Annotated in this window: 26 protein-coding genes and 1 tRNA gene; 6 read left to right on the top strand and 21 right to left on the bottom strand. The window is 54.2% G+C overall.

The genetic code is table 11. The annotated features are described in order from the left end of the window. Nucleotides 1-18 precede the first annotated feature (18 nt). The gene (locus FHS72_RS17110) at nucleotides 19-771 is read right to left on the bottom strand and encodes an RNA methyltransferase (protein ID WP_183530958.1); all 753 of its coding nucleotides are present in this window, start codon (nucleotides 769-771) and stop codon (nucleotides 19-21) included. Nucleotides 772-911: 140 nt separating this feature from the next. Between FHS72_RS17110 and FHS72_RS17105 the strand changes: the two genes are divergently transcribed. Beyond that, nucleotides 912-1535: a thiamine phosphate synthase gene (locus FHS72_RS17105; protein ID WP_183530957.1), complete on the top strand. Its 624-nt coding sequence runs from the start codon at nucleotides 912-914 to the stop codon at nucleotides 1533-1535. Here FHS72_RS17105 and olsA read toward each other — a convergent pair. The 3 genes from olsA to FHS72_RS17090 all read right to left on the bottom strand — a co-directional run bounded on the left by olsA (nucleotide 1518) and on the right by FHS72_RS17090 (nucleotide 3427). Then, nucleotides 1518-2342 (bottom strand): lyso-ornithine lipid O-acyltransferase, encoded by an 825-nt coding sequence (olsA, locus tag FHS72_RS17100; protein ID WP_183530956.1) that lies wholly within the window; start codon nucleotides 2340-2342, stop codon nucleotides 1518-1520. The two genes, FHS72_RS17105 and olsA, sit on opposite strands and share 18 nt — an antisense overlap. Before the next feature lies 1 nt (nucleotide 2343). Continuing rightward, nucleotides 2344-3114, bottom strand: coding sequence for a GNAT family N-acetyltransferase (locus FHS72_RS17095; protein ID WP_183530955.1), 771 nt, complete (start codon nucleotides 3112-3114; stop codon nucleotides 2344-2346). Between the two features lie 133 nt (nucleotides 3115-3247). Continuing rightward, on the bottom strand, nucleotides 3248-3427 hold the full coding sequence (locus FHS72_RS17090) for a DUF3553 domain-containing protein (RefSeq protein ID WP_183530954.1): 180 nt from the start codon (nucleotides 3425-3427) through the stop codon (nucleotides 3248-3250). A gap of 29 nt (nucleotides 3428-3456) precedes the next feature. Between FHS72_RS17090 and FHS72_RS17085 the strand changes: the two genes are divergently transcribed. Continuing rightward, nucleotides 3457-4050 (top strand): histidine phosphotransferase family protein, encoded by a 594-nt coding sequence (locus tag FHS72_RS17085; RefSeq protein ID WP_183530953.1) that lies wholly within the window; start codon nucleotides 3457-3459, stop codon nucleotides 4048-4050. On the opposite strand, the gene FHS72_RS17080 is transcribed toward FHS72_RS17085, so the two are convergent. The 8 genes from FHS72_RS17080 to FHS72_RS17045 all read right to left on the bottom strand — a co-directional run bounded on the left by FHS72_RS17080 (nucleotide 4047) and on the right by FHS72_RS17045 (nucleotide 10296). Then, nucleotides 4047-5303, bottom strand: a complete 1257-nt coding sequence (locus FHS72_RS17080; protein WP_183530952.1) for a glutamate-5-semialdehyde dehydrogenase — start codon at nucleotides 5301-5303, stop codon at nucleotides 4047-4049. The genes FHS72_RS17085 and FHS72_RS17080 overlap by 4 nt on opposite strands. Nucleotides 5304-5310: 7 nt before the next feature. Then, nucleotides 5311-6417: a glutamate 5-kinase gene (gene proB / locus FHS72_RS17075; protein ID WP_183530951.1), complete on the bottom strand. Its 1107-nt coding sequence runs from the start codon at nucleotides 6415-6417 to the stop codon at nucleotides 5311-5313. Continuing rightward, nucleotides 6405-7460, bottom strand: a complete 1056-nt coding sequence (obgE, locus tag FHS72_RS17070; RefSeq protein WP_183530950.1) for a GTPase ObgE — start codon at nucleotides 7458-7460, stop codon at nucleotides 6405-6407. The genes proB and obgE overlap by 13 nt, the downstream gene beginning before the upstream one ends. Nucleotides 7461-7500: 40 nt before the next feature. Then, the gene (locus FHS72_RS17065; RefSeq protein ID WP_183530949.1) at nucleotides 7501-8001 is read right to left on the bottom strand and encodes a GNAT family N-acetyltransferase; all 501 of its coding nucleotides are present in this window, start codon (nucleotides 7999-8001) and stop codon (nucleotides 7501-7503) included. After that, on the bottom strand, nucleotides 7994-8536 hold the full coding sequence (locus tag FHS72_RS17060) for a GNAT family N-acetyltransferase (RefSeq protein ID WP_183530948.1): 543 nt from the start codon (nucleotides 8534-8536) through the stop codon (nucleotides 7994-7996). The genes FHS72_RS17065 and FHS72_RS17060 overlap by 8 nt, the downstream gene beginning before the upstream one ends. Then, nucleotides 8509-9072 carry a GNAT family N-acetyltransferase gene (locus tag FHS72_RS17055; RefSeq protein WP_246414847.1) on the bottom strand — a complete coding sequence of 188 codons (564 nt, stop codon included), beginning with the start codon at nucleotides 9070-9072 and terminating at the stop codon, nucleotides 8509-8511. The genes FHS72_RS17060 and FHS72_RS17055 overlap by 28 nt, the downstream gene beginning before the upstream one ends. 162 nt (nucleotides 9073-9234) lie before the next feature. Beyond that, entirely contained in the window at nucleotides 9235-9504 is a 270-nt protein-coding gene (gene rpmA, locus FHS72_RS17050) for a 50S ribosomal protein L27 (protein WP_183530947.1), read from the bottom strand. A 12-nt stretch (nucleotides 9505-9516) separates the two neighbouring features. Beyond that, nucleotides 9517-10296, bottom strand: a complete 780-nt coding sequence (locus FHS72_RS17045; RefSeq protein ID WP_183530946.1) for a 50S ribosomal protein L21 — start codon at nucleotides 10294-10296, stop codon at nucleotides 9517-9519. 177 nt (nucleotides 10297-10473) lie between these two features. On the opposite strand from FHS72_RS17045, the gene FHS72_RS17040 reads away from it, so the two are divergent. Continuing rightward, nucleotides 10474-10824, top strand: a complete 351-nt coding sequence (locus tag FHS72_RS17040; RefSeq protein ID WP_183530945.1) for a hypothetical protein — start codon at nucleotides 10474-10476, stop codon at nucleotides 10822-10824. Between the two features lie 72 nt (nucleotides 10825-10896). On the opposite strand, the gene FHS72_RS17035 is transcribed toward FHS72_RS17040, so the two are convergent. The 4 genes from FHS72_RS17035 to FHS72_RS17020 form a co-directional block, all read right to left on the bottom strand. Then, nucleotides 10897-12465: an alanine/glycine:cation symporter family protein gene (locus tag FHS72_RS17035; protein WP_183530944.1), complete on the bottom strand. Its 1569-nt coding sequence runs from the start codon at nucleotides 12463-12465 to the stop codon at nucleotides 10897-10899. 11 nt (nucleotides 12466-12476) lie between these two features. Then, the gene (locus FHS72_RS17030; protein WP_183530943.1) at nucleotides 12477-12908 is read right to left on the bottom strand and encodes a universal stress protein; all 432 of its coding nucleotides are present in this window, start codon (nucleotides 12906-12908) and stop codon (nucleotides 12477-12479) included. A 370-nt stretch (nucleotides 12909-13278) separates the two neighbouring features. Further along, nucleotides 13279-13770 (bottom strand): hypothetical protein, encoded by a 492-nt coding sequence (locus tag FHS72_RS17025; protein WP_183530942.1) that lies wholly within the window; start codon nucleotides 13768-13770, stop codon nucleotides 13279-13281. Beyond that, on the bottom strand, nucleotides 13767-14594 hold the full coding sequence (locus tag FHS72_RS17020) for a DUF2059 domain-containing protein (protein ID WP_183530941.1): 828 nt from the start codon (nucleotides 14592-14594) through the stop codon (nucleotides 13767-13769). The genes FHS72_RS17025 and FHS72_RS17020 overlap by 4 nt, the downstream gene beginning before the upstream one ends. A gap of 146 nt (nucleotides 14595-14740) precedes the next feature. Between FHS72_RS17020 and FHS72_RS17015 the strand changes: the two genes are divergently transcribed. Beyond that, nucleotides 14741-14830, top strand: a tRNA-Ser gene (locus FHS72_RS17015). A gap of 224 nt (nucleotides 14831-15054) precedes the next feature. Here the strand turns inward: FHS72_RS17015 and FHS72_RS18680 are convergent. From FHS72_RS18680 to FHS72_RS16995, 4 genes are all read right to left on the bottom strand, one after another. After that, a complete protein-coding gene (locus tag FHS72_RS18680) occupies nucleotides 15055-15273 on the bottom strand; it encodes a tyrosine-type recombinase/integrase (RefSeq protein WP_183530992.1) in 219 nt (72 codons plus the stop codon). 87 nt (nucleotides 15274-15360) lie between these two features. After that, the gene (locus FHS72_RS17005) at nucleotides 15361-15747 is read right to left on the bottom strand and encodes a rhodanese-like domain-containing protein (RefSeq protein WP_183530940.1); all 387 of its coding nucleotides are present in this window, start codon (nucleotides 15745-15747) and stop codon (nucleotides 15361-15363) included. 10 nt (nucleotides 15748-15757) lie between these two features. After that, complete coding sequence (locus tag FHS72_RS17000; RefSeq protein WP_183530939.1) at nucleotides 15758-16657, bottom strand: MBL fold metallo-hydrolase; 900 nt, start codon at nucleotides 16655-16657, stop codon at nucleotides 15758-15760. A gap of 175 nt (nucleotides 16658-16832) precedes the next feature. After that, nucleotides 16833-17426, bottom strand: a complete 594-nt coding sequence (locus FHS72_RS16995; protein ID WP_221235463.1) for an HD domain-containing protein — start codon at nucleotides 17424-17426, stop codon at nucleotides 16833-16835. Between the two features lie 133 nt (nucleotides 17427-17559). Here FHS72_RS16995 and FHS72_RS16990 point away from each other — a divergent pair, with 133 nt between their 5' ends. Further along, entirely contained in the window at nucleotides 17560-18456 is an 897-nt protein-coding gene (locus FHS72_RS16990) for a LysR family transcriptional regulator (protein ID WP_183530937.1), read from the top strand. A 205-nt stretch (nucleotides 18457-18661) separates the two neighbouring features. Here FHS72_RS16990 and FHS72_RS16985 read toward each other — a convergent pair whose 3' ends face one another. Next, nucleotides 18662-19540, bottom strand: coding sequence for a LysR family transcriptional regulator (locus tag FHS72_RS16985; RefSeq protein WP_183530936.1), 879 nt, complete (start codon nucleotides 19538-19540; stop codon nucleotides 18662-18664). Nucleotides 19541-19675: 135 nt separating this feature from the next. Here FHS72_RS16985 and dctP point away from each other — a divergent pair, with 135 nt between their 5' ends. Next, on the top strand, nucleotides 19676-20272 hold the full coding sequence (dctP, locus tag FHS72_RS16980) for a TRAP transporter substrate-binding protein DctP (protein ID WP_183530935.1): 597 nt from the start codon (nucleotides 19676-19678) through the stop codon (nucleotides 20270-20272). Nucleotides 20273-20364: the final 92 nt, after the last annotated feature.

The following is a 20364-nucleotide window of genomic DNA, read 5'->3' as shown; positions in this document are numbered from 1 at the left end:
TGAATGATGTCTGTAAGCCTATCTGTCGTCTGGCCCGCGTTCTTTCCAGCGCACCATTTGTCGCATGACGCCGTGCAGCATTTGCACGTCTGCGCGGGTCAGTGGCATCCGCGACCACAGGTTGCGAAGGTTAATTTTCATGCTAGGCGCTTTGTGTTCCGGGTAGAAGAAACCAGCGTCGGTCATCCGGTCTTCGTAATGGGTTGCGAGGGCTTCCATTTCGGCCTGCGACGCCCATTCGCCTTCCATCGAAACCGTAGCGGGCGTGGTTTCAACCGTCGCCTGACGCCATTCATAGGCGGTCAGTAACACACATTGCCCAAGGTTTAACGATGCGAAATCAGGGTTAACCGGGACTGAGATAATCGCATTTGCTTTGGCGATATCATCATTCTCCATACCGGACCGTTCTGGCCCGAACAGAACTGCAATTTTTTCACCATTTGCAATGCGTTGCGCGGCGTCTTTCATAGCGTGAGCAGGTGTAAAAACAGGCTTTGTCAACTCACGCGGACGAGCCGTTGTCGCGTAAACATATGTGCAATCTGCGACCGCTTCGGCCGTTGTTTCGCACATGATCGCCTCGTCCAAAAGACGCCCCGCACCGCTGGCCATTGCTACGGCCTTTTGGTTCGGCCAACCGTCACGCGGCGCGGTAATCCGCATCCGATCTAGCCCGAAATTCCACATCGCACGGGCCGCAGCCCCGATATTTTCGCCCATCTGCGGGCGGATCAGAACAAACGCGGGTTGTGAGGTCTCTTGCGGCATTGCGGCGTCCTTTGCAGATTGCCCGCGTGATACGTCGCGCGGCGCGGCAAGACAAGGTTAAGACCTGTGCGTCACACATAGCCAAGGCGTACAAATCAGGCTAAAGGGATGCAACATCAGACAAAAGACGGAATTTTCCCATGGCCGACGTAGACTTGCCCCAGCTGTATTTGATCACTCCGGCTGAGATCGAATTGATGACATATCCTGATATCTTGGCTGCATGCCTTGATGCTGCTGACATTAGCTGCGTCCGCTTAGCCCTTGGAACTAAAGACGAAGATCTGATTGCACGCACAGCGGATGCGCTGCGCGAATTGACCCACACCCGCGATGTAGCTTTGGTGATCGATACGCATATTCAGCTGGTTGATCGCTTGGGACTAGACGGTGTTCACCTGACTGATGGTGCGCGATCCGTTAAAAAAGTGCGCAAAGATTTGGGCGACGACGCGATTGTTGGCAGTTTTTGCGGAAATTCGCGCCATGATGGCATGACTGCTGGCGAGTTGGGCGTTGATTACGTGGCTTTTGGGCCGTGCGGACAAACGTCGCTGGGCGATGGGTCACAAGCGGAACTCGAATTGTTTGAATGGTGGTCGATGATGATCGAAGTGCCAGTGGTCGCGGAAGGTGCGTTAACCAAAGAGTTGATCACCAAAATCTCGCCGCACACCGATTTCTTTGGCATTGGAAACGAGATCTGGTCAGCAGAAGATCCAGTCGCGGCCTTTGCCGATCTACGTTCAGCGATCGTCGCTTAATCCAGCGCGAACAGCGGCTTCCACGGCGAAGCTAAGGTCTTTTCGATTGGCGAAATCGCGTACCTGAACAGGTGCGTGGTAGCGCACACTGACCGCACCTTGATGACTTGCCGCGAGTGTCGCAAGCATATGCGGCCCAAAATCCATATCGCCCCACCAACCATAAATGCGCGGATCGACGCCATCTGCGGGCAGATATTTAACCGTCACAGGTTGGATGCGCATCGTTTCACGCAGGCCGTCGGCAAAAAATGCGGCAAATAACGTGGGCTTGAAGGCGAGAACCTGAAGACCGTCCGTCGACGTACCTTCGGGGAAAAACAATAACTTATGGCCCGCTTCTAATCTAGTTTGGAAGACGTTGATCTGATTGGCGGCATCTTTGCGATCACGTTTGATGAAAACAGTGCCAGTCGCCCGCGCAAGCCAACCAATGCCGGGCCAATTGGCAACTTCGGACTTGGAAACGAAGTAAATACGTTTCCGCGCATTCAACGCGAAAATGTCCAGCCACGATGCGTGATTGGCGACAATGGCACCGGGCCCGCGCATAATTTCACCTTGAACTTCGTGCCGTATCCCCAAGATATAAAACGCATTTCTACACACGAACTGCGTGATGTGGGGCGTGATCGGCCGGCATGTTTTCCAGATTGGCGCTTCGATTAGACGGATCAATAGAAGTACAATCAGCCCGCTAAATATTAAGATGACCAACGGCAGCCCACGTCGCACCACATGAAACCATCCAATCACACCGATTTTAGGCAGTTCTGGGTGATTTCCTAAATCCCAAGGTTTTGTCACGTTAACTAGACCCTAGAAAAGCGCGATGCCGTGCGGATAATTGGGCGGTTTCCAGGATCATACATACGTCAATCGTTTGAAAGTCATGATCGACAAAAGCCCCATCGCCGACAACGCCGCCCATTCGCAAATATGCCTTTATTAACGGCGGCATAGCCATCATTGCTGACCTGCGATCTATAGTGGTTAATGGCATTTGTTGCAGCGGCACAGCACCGTCTCCCTGCGCCATGGTGCGGACTGATTTGGGGGCGAGGTGTTGGTCATGCAACAGGGTTAACGCTTGCTGATGCTTGGTGATGTCGGTACCAGAAAATGACGCGACACCAAATAGATAGTCGATTTTATTATCTTCAACATAGGCAGCCAACCCTTGCCACAACCGCAGCAATGCCGTCCCGCCACGATACGCTGGTAGAATGCAGGAGCGACTGAGTTCAAGCAGCTTGAAACCACTCGTGGTTAATGTGGTCAGATCATATTCCGAGGCTGAGTAAAATCCGCCAGCGGCACGGGCATTATCATCCGACAAAAGTCGATACGTTCCAATGATTTGATTGGGGTAACTTAATGTAATATCGCGCAAAATAAGGTGATCTGCAAAGGCGTCAAATACATCGCTTTCGCGACCATCTGCGTGGTCAATTCCAGCGCCAGAGGCCCCCAATTCGGCCGCAAAAACATCGTAACGCAACCGCTGAACCGCTGCGATATCCTCATCCGACTGCGCGAGTGATACGGAAAAACGTGGTTGCTGAGATGCGATATTCATAGCGATACCTGCATTATGCTGGCGTTTCGGGCATAGTTCATTGCGTTAACCTTCTAGCAACATTTTTGGTTTAAACAAAACAAGGTTGCATTGACAGCATCCGCAATCAGATTACTTTAGGTTGCATATAAATTTAGAAAGTGACGATTTCGAGAATGACATGCGCGGCGTTCATGACAACTTTACCTTCTTCACGGAAATTAACCGTGATTTTGCCGCCGATATTGGACTGCACCTGCCCGTCGCCCCATTCAGGCTTATCGACGAGGCGCACAATCATGCCGGGTTCAAGAATCGCGTTCATTTCTGACATCGTCGCTCATTTACGTTAGGTTCATTTTTATGCGCAACGATATTGCTGCACTTGTCGGTTCTCGGATTTGCCACGACCTTATCAGCCCTATTGGCGCAATCGGCAATGGTGTTGAGTTGATCAGTTTGACTGCCAACAACGTCGGGCCGGAAATTGCGTTAATCAGCGAAAGTGTCGAAAACGCGAATGCACGTATCAGGTTTTTCCGCGTGGCGTTCGGCGCGGCTGCCACGGATCAGATGATTGAGAGATCGGAAGTTTTGTCGATCCTTTCAGCCACCGCGAAAACCGGTCGTTTTACGTATTACTGGCAGGCTGAAACGGGTCATGCGCGACGCGATGTGCGTATCGCATTTTTGATGTTGATGTGTTTCGAGACGGCGTTTCCACGCGGCGGTGATGTGACGATTGCGGTGGAAGATGATGTTTGGACCCTCACCGCGCATGGTGAACGATTAATTCACGACGAACCGCTTTGGGAAAGTTTGACAAATTTACGGCTTGGTTTTGAACATACGCCCGCACAGGTGCAATTTGCATTGTTGCCATCGGTTGTCCAAGAGGCCCGCCGCACGCTGGATATCGCAGTTGCGGAGGGCCAAATTGTTGTAACTGTCCGTTAGGTCCGGACTGTGCCGTCGCCAGTGACGAGGTATTTAAAGCTGGTCAGCTGTGTCGCACCAACGGGGCCGCGCGCGTGCAATTTACCTGTCGCGATCCCGATTTCGGCACCCATGCCGAACTCTGCACCGTCCGCGAATTGAGTGGATGCGTTGCGCATCAAGATTGCGCTGTCGAGGTGGGTAAAGAAGGTTTCTGCGACTGCGTCGTCTTCGCACACAATCGCATCGGTGTGGTTTGATCCAAATTCACGGATGTGTTCAATCGCCCCGTTAACGCCGTCCACGATACGCGCCGCGATGATCATATCGAGAAATTCGCGGCCGAAATCGTCAGGCTTGGCAGGTGTTGTGCCTTTGATCCCAGACAAGCCTTCGCCGGCGCGGACTTCCACACCTGCTGCGACAAGATCATCAACAAGAACAGAGCCTTGCGCGTCGAAAAATGCTTTATCGATCAGGACGGTTTCGGCAGATCCGCAAATCCCAGTCCGGCGGGTTTTGGAATTCACCAGCACGGCGCGTGCTTTTTCGAGGTCGGCGGATGCGTCAACGTAGACGTGGCAGATGCCTTCGAGGTGCGCGAAAACTGGCACGCGGGCTTCTTTTTGCACGAGACCAACTAGGCCTTTGCCGCCGCGTGGCACGATCACGTCGATATGTTCCACGGCTTGCAACATCGCCTGCACCGCTTCGCGGTCGCGTGTTGGCACCAGTTGGATCGCGGCTTCGGGTAGGCCGGCGGCGCGCAGGCCTTCTTGCAAGCAATCGTTGATCGCGGTAGCGGAATGGAAGCTTTCGGACCCGCCGCGTAGGATCACCGCGTTGCCGGATTTCAGGCACAAGGCACCCGCGTCGGCCGTCACGTTTGGGCGGCTTTCGTAGATCACGCCGATCACACCGATGGGGGTGCGTACGCGACGGATGTTCAGACCGTTTGGCCGCGTCCATTCTTCGGTGATCTCACCGACCGGATCGGTCTGCGCTGCGACTGCCCGCAACCCGTCAACCATGCCTTGCACGCGGTCTTCGTCGAGCATCAGGCGGTCCATCATCGCAGGGCTGAGGCCCTTGTTCGCGCCAAACGCCATGTCCTTGGCGTTTTCGGCGATAATGTGCGCCCGTTGCGCCCAAACAGCGTCAGCTGCCGCTTCGAGTGCTTTTTGCTTGGCCTCAGACGGTGTCGCAGCAAGGATCGCAGCCGCGGCACGTGCATTTGCGCCAATTTCGTGCATCATTTCTTTGATTTCGGTCATATATTCCTCACAATACCATATCATCGCGATGGATCAGGGCCGTGCGGCCCTTGTACCCAAGCACGTCTTCGATTTCGGCAGTCCGAAGCCCCATGATTTGGAGCGCCTCGACACTTGTGTAACGTGAGAGTCCCACGCCAAGTGCTTGACCTGCCTCGTTTTCTATCGTCACCGGGTCGCCCCGGCCAAAGCTACCGCGCACGCCAGTGACGCCTGCAGGTAGCAAACTTTTGCCTCGGTTTAACGCATCCAAGGCGCCCGCATCGATCACCACTTGCGCCGCTGGTTTCATCGTAGCGATCCAGCGTTTGCGTGCGGCTTGCGGGTCAGTTTGCGCGGTGAACCATGTGGATGGCGCACCGTTTTCGAGCGTTTTCAAAGGGTTCAAAGGTGAACCTAATGTAATCGCCATGGCACAGCCCGCGTCAACAGCGACACGCGCCGCCATGACTTTGGTTTTCATGCCGCCTTTGGACAGGCCGGAACCCGCGTCGCCTGCCATCGCTTCGATCTCGGGCGTGATCTGGTCGATCACGTCGAGCCGTCTTGCCGTGACGTCGATTTGCGGATTGGCGGTGTAGAAACCGTCCACATCGGACAGCAGCACCAGTTGATCCGCGCCGATTGTCACCGCGATTTGCGCCGCTAAACGGTCGTTGTCGCCGTAGCGGATTTCGTCGGTCGCAATCGTGTCGTTTTCGTTCACGATGGGCGTGACGCCAAGCGACAGTAGCGTTTCCATCGTTGCACGCGCGTTTAAATAACGGCGGCGGTCCATGGAATCTTCAAGGGTCACAAGCACCTGCGCGGCGGACAGCCCGTGTTTGGCGAGCGCTTCTTCGTAGTAGCGTGCCAATCTGATCTGTCCGACAGCGGCTGCGGCTTGTGACTGTTCCAGCGGCAATGTCCCTGCGGGCAGGTTCAGTACGCCACGCCCGAGTGCGATGGAACCGGACGACACCAGCACTACGTCTGTGCCACGCGCCCGAATTTCGGCCACGTCATCCACAAGCGATTGCAACCAGTCGCCCCGAAACGCGCCTGTGTCGCGGTCTACCAGTAGTGCCGAACCGATTTTAACGACAAGCCGTTTTGCGTCGATTAAGGCTGCCACGGCGCGTCCTCGTCATCTTCTTCTTCGACCGCCTCCGCGATGCGGTGGCGCAGTTTGTCAGCGTCAATTTGGTCGCGCAACGCCCGCAACACGTCGGTCACGTTTTCGGTGCTGACGCCGGACATTGTCATCACGGGGCCGCCGACGGATGCTTCGAGTTCTTCTTTGATGAAGGCCCGTTCTTCGTCGTCGAGCGCGTCGATTTTGTTCATCACGGTGACACGTGGCTTGTTGGCCAGATCGCCGCCGTAGGCTTCGAGTTCGCCAATGATGGTTTCGTAGTCGCCGACCGGATCGCCCGATGTCCCGTCCACAAGGTGCAGCAAGACCGAGCAGCGTTCGACGTGACCCAAGAACAGGTCGCCAAGTCCGCGTCCCTCGGATGCGCCTTTGATCAAGCCAGGAATGTCGGCCACAACAAATTCAACGTTATCAACCCCTACGACGCCCAAGTTCGGGACAAGCGTGGTAAACGGATAGTCCGCGACCTTTGGCCGTGCGTTGGATGTGGCGGCCAAGAATGTGGATTTGCCTGCGTTCGGCATGCCCAAAAGACCAACGTCAGCGATCAATTTCAGGCGCAACCAGATCGTGCGCTCGATGCCGTCTTGGCCTTGGTTCGCGCGACGTGGGGCTTGGTTTGTCGATGATTTGAAGTGCAGGTTGCCCCAACCGCCGTTGCCGCCTTTGGCGATCACGAAACGCTGGCCGACTTCGGTCATGTCGCACAGAACGGTTTCTTCGTCCTCGTCGATCAATTCGGTCCCGACTGGCACACGCAAGATAATGTCGTCGCCCGTAGCCCCCGTCCGTTGCGAGCCCATGCCGTGCTGGCCATTCTTCGCGAAAAAGTGCTGCTGGTAGCGGAAATCGATCAACGTGTTCAGGCTTTCCACAGCTACCGCGATCACAGAGCCGCCGTTGCCGCCGTCGCCCCCATCAGGACCACCGTATTCGATGAATTTCTCACGACGGAATGAAACACAGCCGCCGCCGCCGCTGCCCGAGCGGATGTAGACTTTGGCGAAATCGAGGAACTTCATAGGATTGGGGTCTTTCTAACAGTGTTGAGAGGCGCTTACGCTATTTTGCGCTGGCTCTCAAGGCGTCCCATTGGGTCCGTGTGAGACGGTAGTGCCGACATAGGATCGGATGACGCCGTGCTTGGGCCTGTTCATAGCCTGTATACCAATGGGTAAAGCCGGATTTCAGCAGCACGCGGTGCGAGCCGGGATTGTCGATCCATGTGGTTGCATCAAGTGCGGCGTGGTCTGTTGTTGCAAAGAAATGCGCGGTTGCGTCGTAGACGGCTTGGGTGGCGATGCCGCGACCGTGGACGGCTGGCGGTAAAGTGTAGCCAAGCGTTGTGCCGGTGACACCGATGCGCCCTGCCCATTCGCCTGCGTCTTTGATAGTCCAAAGAAAGCCTTTGGCTTCAAAGGGTTTGCAGTATTTCGCGACCTGTTCGGGGTCCATCGGCCATTTCCAACCGCCCAGTTGGCGCACGATGGTCCAGTTCGACGCGAGTGCTGTCATCTCGGGCAGATCGTCGGCAGAGGGTTCATGGTAGGTTAGATCAAGCATTGTGCAGCGCCTTCCAGCGATCGCGGGTGAGTATAACGCCTTGCGCCTGTACGTCTTCGCCCGTGGCCTTGCAGCGCGTGGTGCGCAGGTCTGTCGGTAGGAACCCGATTTTGCGCAACACATTTTGTGATGCCGTGTTGCCAAGGAAATATTCGCTGGTGATTGCGGCGTCTTCCGTCGCGTCGAAGTGATAAGCGCAGGCGGCCAAGGCGGCTTCGGTGGCGTAGCCGTGGCCCCAATACGCCTGCCCTAGCCAATATCCGTGGGATGTGCCGCCGCCGACTGTGCCGATCAGCGTGTCGGCTTTGTAGATCGCCCACGCTTTGGCACGACCTGCCGCGATTTCGTTAATGAACCATACGGCATCGTCGCGCGTGTATGGGTAAGGTACAACGGTCAGCCAACGCGACACATCAAGCGTGTTCAGTTGTGCTGCCACCGCATCCGCGTCGGCCATGACCATCGGGCGCAGCTCTAGCCGCGCCGTTTGGATCACGGGTAGCGGTGTCACACCAGTTTGAGCATATATGTCCATGTTGGCACCGTTGCTTTGCGGGCCACTGAATACGCTTCTGCGTCGCCCAGATAGTCGAAACCGTTGTTTGTCAGCACGCGGGCCGAACTTGGGTTGTCTTGGAACGCTTCTGCGAAAATCTGTTTGGCGTTATGTGGGTTTGCGGCAAGCAATGCGCGCACAGCTTCTGTCGCCAGACCCGTGTTCCAGAATGCAGGTGCGATCCAGTAGAAAATCTCGGATTGGTCGCGGTCGATGTGGTTGAGACTGATCAAACCCAGCGCCTCGGCGTTGCCGCCTGCTGTGCCATCGAGAATCCAGATATCTTCGGTCCGTTCAGCATCGCTGGCGCGGTCAATCATGGCCTCAACCGTGCCGGGTGGTAGCGGATGCGGCATTGCCCGCGTCCCGCGCGCAATACGTTCGTCGCTCGCATACATGGCAACCAGCCCGACATCAGACCTGCGTAACGGACGCAGCACAAAGCGGTCAGCCTCAATTGTGATCTGTTTGTTGGTCGCCGCCTTGTCGGGCGTTGCGATTGTATTGTGCATCATGGCTTTCCCTCCTCGAAAAACCGGTGCTTCCCCTCAAAAAAACGAGGGCCTCACATCAGAAAAATATGGTCTAAGGATATATCGTGTCGTTTGTATGAACAAAAAAAGAAGGGACCGGTTATTACCGATCCCTTCCAAATTTTAAACCTTGGAACTTTCGGTTTACTCAGCGGCCTCCGCCACTGGGAGAACCGAAATAAAGGTGCGGCCCTTGAGGCCTTTGTGGAATTGTACGTTGCCTTCGATGGTTGCGAAGATCGTGTGATCTTTGCCCATGCCGACACCCATACCTGGCCACATCTTAGTGCCACGCTGGCGCATGATGATGTTACCTGGAATGACGACTTCGCCGCCGTACTTTTTCACGCCAAGGCGGCGACCAGCTGAGTCGCGACCGTTACGGGATGAACCGCCTGCTTTTTTATGTGCCATTGGTGTCTCTCCTTACGCTTCTTTAGCGAATTCTGCGGCTTGCTTCAGCCATTCGTCGCGTTCGATACGGCCTTTGAATGACAATTGATCATCAACATAGGCGATTTCTTCAGCATTCCAAGCCGCAACTTGGTCAAAATGGAAGATGCCGTTTGCGTGCAGCTTCTTCTCAAGTGCTGGACCAACGCCTGAAATACGCTTCAGATCGTCAGCTTTACCGCCGCGTGCTTCTTTGAGCAGGTTGGCAGGTTTTGTACCAGCGTTTGCTGCTTCGGCGTCAACCTGTGCGGTTTCAGCTTTGGCGGCTTTCTTTGGTGCGGCTTTTGCAGGTGCAGCGTCAGCCTTTTTAGCAGCCTTAGGTGTCGAAGCGCGCTTTGCAGCAGCTTCGGCAGCTTTGGATGTTGGGGCGCCTTTACCAGCAATGATGCCTTCGCAGACAACTTTACCAGCACCGGAAACCGCAGCTTTTACGCCGGACTTTTCAGCGCCTTTTTCAAGGATATCGCCGATGCGAACAACTGTGAGCTGCTGACGGTGACCCTTCTTACGTGCAGAAGAGTGCTTACGACGGCGCTTAACGAAGTTAATCGTCTTAGGGCCTTTGATTTGGTCAACAACTTCGGCTTGAACACCAGCGTCAGCCACGAGAGGCGCGCCAACAGTGTTACCAACCATGAGAATCTCGTTGAATTGGATTGTGTCGCCAGCGGCAGCATCCAATTTTTCGACACGCAGTACGTCGCCTGATGCAACTTTGTACTGTTTGCCACCGGTTTTAAGAACCGCAAACATAGTGTATTCCTTTGTCTTTCGCGTCTCTGAGGCCCCCGATTGAACGGGTGTTAGGTACCTGTGGACTGCGTGCCTTGATAGGCAGTTTTTCGCATTAGTCCCAGCAAGTCACTTGCTGAGATGGCGGCTTATGTGCGCAGATGGGTTTCAAGTCAAGCCCTGAACGAGGCCAAAACCATGCGCATTTCACTTATTTCCCTGATATTTATAGCAGCTTGCAGTAGCGACGCCAATCACATCGGCAATCCGTTGCTTTTGCCGGTGAATGCTCTGACGTCGATGACCGAGAACGCGATTTACACGCAACGGCGTGGACAGGTCGAACTGGCGGTGAAATCGACGTTCGATCAGATCATCCCTGAAATCAACTCAGGCGGCGGTCCGGCGATCAGCACAGCGATGGAAGCGGCAGGTATTCCGTTGGCAGAGCGCCCTGCCCGTCTGACCCAATTGCGTGGTGATATTGGTCTATACGACGCGAACCCCGGTGCCTTGGTGACAGCGTTGATGGTGTATGGCTCGAACTAAGCGACGTCTCTGCGCAGCAAAAAGGCCGCCCCACATGGGACGGCCTTTGTCGTGATATATCATGTGCAGCGCTTAGTGGGTGAATTTCTGGATTTCGCCGGATTTCAGGCGCGCACTGTAAGAGACCAGCTCTCTGCGGACGATCTTCATCAAGAAGTACAGGCAGAAGATGTTGACCACCGCCATTGCAAAGATCGCAGCATCAGAGAAGTCGATGACTGGACCGAGGCTAGCCGCTGCACCGATGACGATGAAGATGCAGAAGATGATCTTGAAGATCAGCTCTTTGGTTTTGCCTTCGCCGAACAGGTAGGTCCATGCTTTCAAGCCGTAGTATGACCATGAAATCATTGTCGAGAACGCAAACAGGATCACTGCAATCGCCAAGACATATGGGAACCAACTGATTGCTGACCCGAATGCTGCCGATGTCAGCGCCACGCCGGATGTATCACCGACTGTCGCAATCGCTGTGCCCGCTTCGTTCAGCACGTAGTTGCCTGTGTTCGGATCAATGATCAATTGCTGTGAGATGACGATCACAAGGGCTGTCATCGTACACACAACAACGGTGTCGATTAGGGGTTCAAGCAAGGACACAAAGCCTTCGGTGATCGGTTCTTTGGTTTTCACCGCAGAGTGCGCAATCGCCGCTGACCCAACGCCCGCTTCGTTCGAGAACGCAGCCCGTTTGAAGCCTTGGATCAAGGCACCCACCATGCCGCCAGCAACGCCAAGACCTGTGAAAGCACCAGCAAAGATCTGACCAAAGGCCCAACCGATCAGATTGTAGTTCACGATCAGAACGATCAACGCAGCACCGACGTATAAAATGCCCATCAAAGGCACGATTTTCTCGGTGACTTTCGCGATGGATTTGATGCCGCCGACGATCACTGCAAACACGATAGTCGCAAAGATGATGCCCGTGATCCAACCTGGGAAGTCGCCGGTGATCTGGGTGATCTGTGCGTGTGCTTGGTTCGCTTGGAACATGTTCCCGCCGCCCAATGCGCCAAGGATACAGAAGATCGAAAAGACGACCGCCAGAATTTTACCACCCGGTAGGCCGAGTTCGTTAAAGCCTTTGGCGATGTAGTACATCGGTCCACCCGACACACTACCATCGGGGTATTCGTTGCGGTATTTCACGCCCAGCGTACATTCGGTAAACTTGGACGCCATGCCCAGCAGACCCGCAAGGATCATCCAGAACGTAGCACCCGGGCCACCGATACCAACGGCCACAGCCACACCAGCGATGTTCCCTAGTCCGACAGTACCTGACAGCGCTGTGGCAAGAGCCTGAAAGTGGCTGACCTCGCCTGCGTCATCAGGATCGGAATAATCGCCCTTTACCAAGGCAATCGCATGCCCAAAGAAGCGGAACTGCACGGCTGCAAAGTAGATGGTAAAGACGGTTGCACCGATCACCAGCCACATCACGATCCACGGGAAATTTGTGCCCGGTATCGACATGAAAATGCCGTTCACGAACCAGCCTGTCGCGCTTGAGAAAGCTGCGTTCACTTTTTCGTCCATCGTCAGCACCACCTCTTGGGCGGCTTCTTGGGCTGCGGCTGGAATTGCGGCCGCAAAGAAGGCTGCGACTGTGAAGAAAACTCTGTAAATGTTACTCATGATACCATTCCTCATACGACAACAGTGACAGGAACGCGGGCGTTCATCACAAGGTTTGCGGTCGAGCTGCCAAAGATACGCTTGGAAAAACCACCTGCACTGGAACGTGCAATGATGATTTGGCTTGCACCTTCCTTATGGGCAATCGCGTCAATCGTGTCGGCCACATCCCCATGGCGCACGATTGCGCGTGCCGTCAGGCCCGCCTTGGTCAGTGTGTCGATTGCCGGGGTCAGCACCCGATCGGTCGCAATCGAGATTTCCTCTTCGCGCCGCTTGTGGCGTTGCGCGTTTTCCTCTGCTGTCTGGAATGAGAACGGCGACCATTCGATCACGTAGACCACGATTAATTCGCAGGTCTCCATGTTGGCCGCGAGCTGGGTCGCAAATTCAAGAGCCTTTTCCCCTGAACTTTGCCCATCAAGTCCGATCACTAGTTTCATAAATCTTCCCTCTCGGTTGGTGATTGCCAGTCTCCCAAACTGTACCGCTGGGTTGTATTTTGACTGGCCATACCTGAACGCTAGCGCAGGAATGCCATTCGATCTACACTTTTGGTGCATAGGCATTTTCTCAGTGAAAACGGGGATTTGTGGATTGGGGCGGCTGCGGGGCGTTCATATCTGCGCAATCAGTGGTTGCAGGTGCGACACAGAGTTGGTGCGCAGGCGCGATGTGCAAATGCAGCATTCAGGACTTAGCGCCCGAGAGATATGCATAAATTTTAGGCAGAAGTATTTGGATTCAGGCGATAATTTCCAAAATGCGTCATCCGCGTGGTTGGCGTCCATCACACGCGGATTGAATTAGTGTTCAGCCTTCGCAAGGCGCCCATTTTGGGTCGCGCCCGTGGTCCACACAGAGCCCTGCTGCATGCTTCGTCTTTTCGATTTGATCGTCATAAACAAAATACCCCGACCCCGTATCACAGTGCAGAAATGCAATTTCCGTCCCGTTTTCGCTGATCGAGATGCCGCCGTTCACTTCAATACTCTCTGGATCGCGGGCAAAACTCATGCCGACTTCGTAGCGAAAGTCACCGTTGGTAAAAGCGATCGCCTCCCAAATCGAACTGCTGACACCTGGCCAAGGGGTGTAGTCAATATCAACCGCAGGCTCGGATAGCGCCAGATCAGGTTCCTGCTTGGACGGCCCGTAAGCGTAGTGCACAATGCCGTCGTCAAACGTCACCGAAACGCCAGTCGCGCCATCCTTGAATGTGCAGGCCATCAGCAACGTTTCTTCTGCCGATGCTGTCATGCCCGCCACGCAAAGTGCTGCCGTCACAGCAATCCGTTGGATCACAGGTCCTGCCCCGCCATGTTCAGCGATGATGCCAGACCCAACGCGCGACTGATCTCGTCGAACAAGTCGTCAAAGGCCACAAACAACGCGGTGTTCAAATCCTGGCCTGCGTCGGTTTGGGAAAACGTGATATAGGTCTCAAGCTCTTCGTCGCTTAGCGGTTGATACGCCAATAGCAGGTAGGAATAGACCCATTCGATAGTGTTGGTGCGGATTTCCGGTTCTTGGCTCCAGACATCCGTCAGGATTTGTTCCTCGGTTAAGTCTTGGCCGAATGCCCCGCCGTCCAGCAAGCCAAGGTAAAACGCATAGTTGGAATTCATCGCACCGACGACATTGGTTTCGATTAAATCGTTGGTTTCAATGAACTTGTCGATCATCGCCATGCGCGGGTTATCATCAGCGAGCGCTATGGCTGCGGATTCCTTACTGGCCTCTTCCACGCCCTCGTCCATCAACGCCCGACGCGCCGCGATCTCTAGGCCAACAACGGTCTGGCCGATGTCCCCTTCAAAGAATGCGATCATGCTGGCCACATCACTGTCGCCCAATGCCGCGCCCAATTGCGTCTCAAGCCCTGCAACCATTACGTCGTAGTCGTAAATGCGCGACACGGTATCGGGCCAGTCAGAGCCAACGCGATCCGGGAACAAGTCTTCGGCGATCTGTTCGCCGTAGTCTAACCCTTCTTCGCGCATGATCGTCACCATCTCTGGCAAGTCCATGGCGGCAAATAACGCTGCGATATCCTCTTTGGCCGCATTCGCGTGGGCCAACACAGGTGTCAGCGAAAGCGCTGCGGCTAAGGTCAAACGGTTCAGCATGTATCGGTCCTTTTGCGTCATTTCCTATAAGATATGTGTGCTTAGGTCGATTTCCAACCCGAATAGAAAAAACCGCGCGTCAGGACGCCGAAACCGACTTGCACGCATCGCGCGGCATCAGTAAACGACGCACACCACTAAGACGCGGAGAGGTGCCGGAGTGGTCGAACGGGGCGGTCTCGAAAACCGTTGAGCGTGCAAGCGTTCCCAGGGTTCGAATCCCTGTCTCTCCGCCATAAACAGTTGATTTCAAGATACTTTTGATCTGGAGCCGCATTCCGTATTTCGCTCCGCCCCAAGGAAGACTCGGCATACTATGCCGTGTTTCCACCTTACTACATGCGCCGACTATGCCGTTCCAACGCAGGATTATTTACGGAGGCCAAGCGTTTGCACCCTCCAAAAACGACGAAGCCCCGCCGTTTCGGGCGGGGCTTTCATCAATCTGTTCCGAATTGTATCAAAGGCCTATATTGCCGTCAGCGTTGGCAATCACCTGCTGTTCTTGCGACAGGTATCGGAAGTAATAGCGTTCGGTCGTCTTTACCGATCCGTGCCCGATATAGCGCTGGACGCGATAAACCGACCAACCTTCTTTAAGGCGCTCAATCGCAAATTTGTGGCGGATGTCATGAAGGCGAGCACCGAACTCTGTCTCTTGCGCGTAATCCCAGAACAGGCTCGCCGCGCTACGATAGTAGCCAAGCCAGAACTGCTTGGGATCAACCGTTCATCGTTTTTGCCTAACGTCCTTATTTGTGCGTTCCTAATTGGCAGAGTCTTTCATGGATTTTGGCGCGCCAGTAGAGACGTCTGTGCCAGTATACTCTAACCCTGATTTTTTCCACGCACCGAAGCCACCTTCCATGTGAGCAATGCGCTCATTGCCGGCATTCAGATATTTCACGGCAACCTTGCTGGATCTGACGCCAGAACCGCAGTGGAAAACGATTTGCTTTTCCGACTGGCTGGGCATGTGGCTTGGTTCAAATGACTGCATTGGGGCAAGCAACGCTCCGTTGATACGTTCCAAGCTGAATTCCTGAGGCGTGCGTACGTCGATCAAGACTATTTCGTTGCGATCAAACGCAGCCTTCACGTCTTCTGGTGACCAGTGTTCAAGAACACCATTGTCTACTTTTTCGGTTTTCATCATTTTCTCCTTAAAACGCGTTCAATGGAATTTTTAGAAACCGTTTTTCTCCGGTTTCTGCGTCGGGCAAACGACCCGCCCGAAGGTTCATTTGTAAGACGTGCAACATCCGGTCCGGCAGAGCCAGTGTCTTGTCCCGCGCCTCGCGCTGCTCAATGAACACATCCTCGGGCACGCCGCCGCCGATGTGACCATTATGTTTGCGCTGCTCACCAACGGTCGCCTCCCACTCTGGCAGCTTACGATACTCCGTGCCATAGTCGTGACCTACGAATAGACGCGTGTTGTCAGGCAATTTCAGGATATTTTGTAGCGATCTGTAGAGATCAGAGGCCGCGCCACCTGGGAAATCGGCTCTGGAGGTCCCGACATCGGGTTGCATAAACGTATCGTGTACGAACGCGGCATCATCCCCAATGATGTAGGTGATCGATCCAAGGGTATGTCCGGGGGACAGCATCACCCGTACCGGCAGATTACCGATATTGAAGGTGTCACCATCTTGGAACAAATGATCAAAGTCTGCAGGGGCATCAAACGCATGAGGTAAATTGTAATAATCACGCCATAAATCCGCAATTTCGACGACCCGATTGCCGATGCCATTCGGCTTATTCAAGCGTTTCTTGAGAAAGGATGAAGCCATCAGATGGTCGGCATGTGGGTGGGTGTCTAGGATCCAATCGATTTCGAGCCCTTCGTTTTCCGCATAGCGCAAAATCGCTTCGGCAGAGGCTGTGTCAACCGAAGCGCTTTCAGGACTAAAGCCAAGAAGCACATCTATGAGGGCTGCACGTTTTGTGTCCGGATCAGAAACAAGATACTGAATGCTACCTGTGTCATCATCGTAGAAACCGGTCACATCGGGTGAACCATCGCCGCGCGACCTGCTTGAGCGTGAAAATTTCATGGTTGTTAGCCTCCTCCTCCCTATGCAACGCGCTAATTAGCGATAGGTTCCGATTTAAGAGGCAGAGCCCACCCCAGACAAAGTCAGCATGGGCGTTCCCTCAAGGGCTGAACGAATTTGGTCTTGCCACGGCTTAGTTCTGCTCTCTTAGCGGTCAGCGGATCATAGATCAGACTTACTGGCGCTCAGCGGCCAAGGCGGCGTTCTCCAACGGGACACGCACCCCAGCCTTGGTGACATCCGGGTCGTAAGGTGTGCGCGCAAAGACCTCTTCTACCATAGGCGCAAAAAATTTGAGCGGCAGGTCATCATAGTCTGGGTCAAAGCTTGCCTGATCCCAATTTTCGCAAAAGGCTGCGCAGTCGTCGAAGTATGGGCTGCCCTTGAAACGATCCCGTTTGTTGGGGTCGCCGCCTACGTGGTGGCCATAATAGAGCATTTGGAAATCGCCATGCGTCTGGACGCACCATGCGCATTGCTCGCGCACAAAGGGGCGCAGGATCGTCGCTGCATATTCATCATGGTTATAAGGCGCGTATATATCGCCAATGTCATGCAACAGAGCAGAGACGACCCAATCGATGTCGGCACCCGCGCGCCAAGCGCGTGTGGCGGACTGCAGTGAATGACCCAATCGCGTGACCTTATAGCCCGACAGACTTTGGTCCAAATCAACTAATGCATCCATCAGCCGCTTTGCTGTATGCTTGGTGTGATCGATCTCATGGGCTGTCAGGAACTCGTATTCCTCTTTGGTGCCATCTTTCATCTGGGTGAACGCGACTTTTTCCAATGTTAAACTCCTGCAATCTTTGCCACAAGATGCAGGCCAATTGGCTTTACCGCAATCCATAAAAGTGGAATGCTGTCATACCTTATTGTTATCTAAAAGAGGCTTGATCGTGCGGCGAAAACTCCCCCCTCTCAACGCGTTCGTCGCCTTTGAGGCCGCTGCACGGCATAGAAATTTCACCCGTGCGGCGCAGGAATTGTCTGTCGCACAACCCGCCGTTACGCGTCATGTGGCGCGGTTGGAGGACTGGATTGGCTCACCATTATTTCGGCGAAATGGCAGCGTCATCCAATTGACCCGTGAGGGAACCCTTTTGTCAGATCTCGCGACACCCCTTTTGGACCGCCTTGAACTTGGCATTCGGGATGTAACACGCATTGGCAAAAATGAGCTGATCGTTGGTGCCTCGTTTGACGTTGCACATCTGTGGTTGATGCCAAAGATTAGTGCGCTGCGCCGGGCTTCCGAGGCCGCGGTAAATTTCATGACCGCCGATGATTATCGCGCCTTCGATGATCCGTCTGTCGACTTTTCGATCCGCTACGGTAAAGGAAGTTTTGGCACAAATTGCGCGGACCTTCTGTTTAGTGAGCATTGCCAGATCATAGCATCACCCGGGTTTTTAGATAGGCATCCGGAATTTGATCCCGATGCGCCATTAACGACACTTGACCCACACCTTATCTTTGATCACGGCGACCCTCATGATGTAGGCTGGATCACTTGGCCCGTTTGGTGTGGCTTAACAGGTCAGTCCCTTCCCGACCCAGGGGAGTTTTCCACGATCCGCAGTTACCCAACGATGCTTGACTTGGTGAGTGCAGGCGAAGGCATTGGGATTGGTACTAAGGGGTTAGAAGGCGATCTGGTTGCATCTGGATCTATCGTCCGCGTTGGCGCACCGATCGCAAGGGAAGGCTTTGGATATTACATTGTTTATCGAAGAGAGCTTCTCGAAAAGCCGTCGTTCGCGCGACTTAGAGAACACCTACTTGACCAAGTGTGATTAGATATTTCGGTCCGCGTAACGGCCATCCAAGCCAAATTAAATACTGCAATCTGCACGAATGACTTCAAAAAGGCTGCGACCGCAACGTAAGTAGTCGGGGTGGAATGACCGGTAAGCCAAAATTTGCAGAAGCGCTAAAGCACAAAAGGTCCAGTGCACTGCAATTTCAGAACCGAAGCCAAAAAGATATCAATAAGGACGATCAATCGGGCGCGCTCCCGTCAGACGTACACGCTACTTCGTTGAGACATTGCACGGCTTTCTCGATAAATGTGCCCTCGTATTCACGCAGATATGACGCGGACAATGTAAGCGAATTGGGCGTCCAGCCTGGGTCGAACAATGTGACCCGCCCGCTTTCCATGCTTCTGTGCGACGTCAGTCGCGGAAAGGCACCAGCACCGATGCCAGCTCCGACCAGCTCAAACCCCGTAGATAGCGCACTGGACGGAAAGACGCGCACGCCCGATCCGTAGAGCCGCGTTAGATGCGCGTGGATTTCTTGGAACGGACGGGACTTGCGGTGAAACGTGATGACCGGCGTTTTCGCAAGATCAGGGTCGTCGGTACCCGCTTGCTTGAACCATCCCATCTCGACCGACGGTAGCGCCACGTTACTGACCGTGTAGTCTGAAATTGGTCCCATCAAGACTGCGAGATCTAACGAGCGTTCCAAAATCTGTTCGCGGAGGTTTACCGAGATATCGACTGACACTTCGACTAAAACTCGCGGATAGAGGCGGTGAAAGCGGGTCAGGAATTCGGCAAGCCAGCTTTCTGCAGCTGTCTCAATCACACCAAGGCGCAAAACAGATTCGAACAGCTCTGACGAGATAAGCTCTGATCGAATTCTATTCATCGTCTGTTCTAAGACTTCAGCATGTGGGACCAGCAGTATACCTGCACGACTAAGCTGCATGCCGCCACCGCTGCGATCAAACAGCGTGACGTTCAAGTCTTTTTCCAGCGCGAGAATTCTATTTGAAACAGCTGGTTGCGACAGGTTTAAAGCTGATGCGGCACGGCGTACCGCACCCAACCGCGCGACTGTCAGAAAGGTCTTAACTTGGTCAAAATTCATGGAATCCCCCGTTCAAGGTGATAGATATATGTTATCGCGTTATATCAAAACATAGAATTTGACAAAATCACCCCCACCCCTGAGCCTTGCTGCAAGGGTGTTGCAATAGCATCTACTTCCAACAGAGGTCTTCCGATGAACAAAATCACATTCACGCTCACCGCGCTTTTGCTCGGCACTGCAGCCCACGCGCAAGACACCCTTTCCGTTGTCGGTAGCTGGAGCGGCCTTCCGCTTCACAAAAACTACGAAGCGCCATTTTGGACAACGGCCCTGCCAGAAGCCAGCGGTGGTACACTTGAGGTGGCACTTACCACTCACGACCAGATGGGCATTGCTGGCGGCGACGTGTTCCGCATGATGTCCCAAGGCGTATTTCATATTGGCATGACCGCCGCAGACTATGCCGTATCTGACAGCGCAGCATTAGAAGGACTGGACGTGCCGCTGGTCGCCAGCGATGCCAACGAAGCGAAAGCCGCTTTGGATGCTGCACGGCCAATCATGGATGACATTTTCGCATCCGTATTTAATGCACATGTTATCGGCACAGCACCCTACCCTGCACAGATTGTGTTTTGCAACGCGCCCATCGCTGGCCTCGCTGATCTCGAAGGATTGAAAGTCCGCGCCTCTGGCCGCATGACCGCCAATGTCCTCGAAGGTCTGGGGTCCGAAGCTGTGACCATGGCGTTTGGCGAAGTGCCCGGTGCGCTACAGCGCGGTGTGTGAGGTGCCCCTAACTTCCTAGACGCCTGCCTTGTTCATTTTCTGCTGTTTCATTTCATAGTCAACCGGTGACAGCATGCCGTTGTTCGTGTGCT

The organism is Yoonia ponticola, from assembly GCF_014199395.1.
In the GTDB taxonomy this organism is placed as follows: Bacteria; Pseudomonadota; Alphaproteobacteria; order Rhodobacterales; family Rhodobacteraceae; genus Yoonia; species Yoonia ponticola.
The sequence above is the reverse complement of the archived record's forward strand: the minus strand, read 5'-3'. Positions and strand labels throughout refer to the sequence as shown.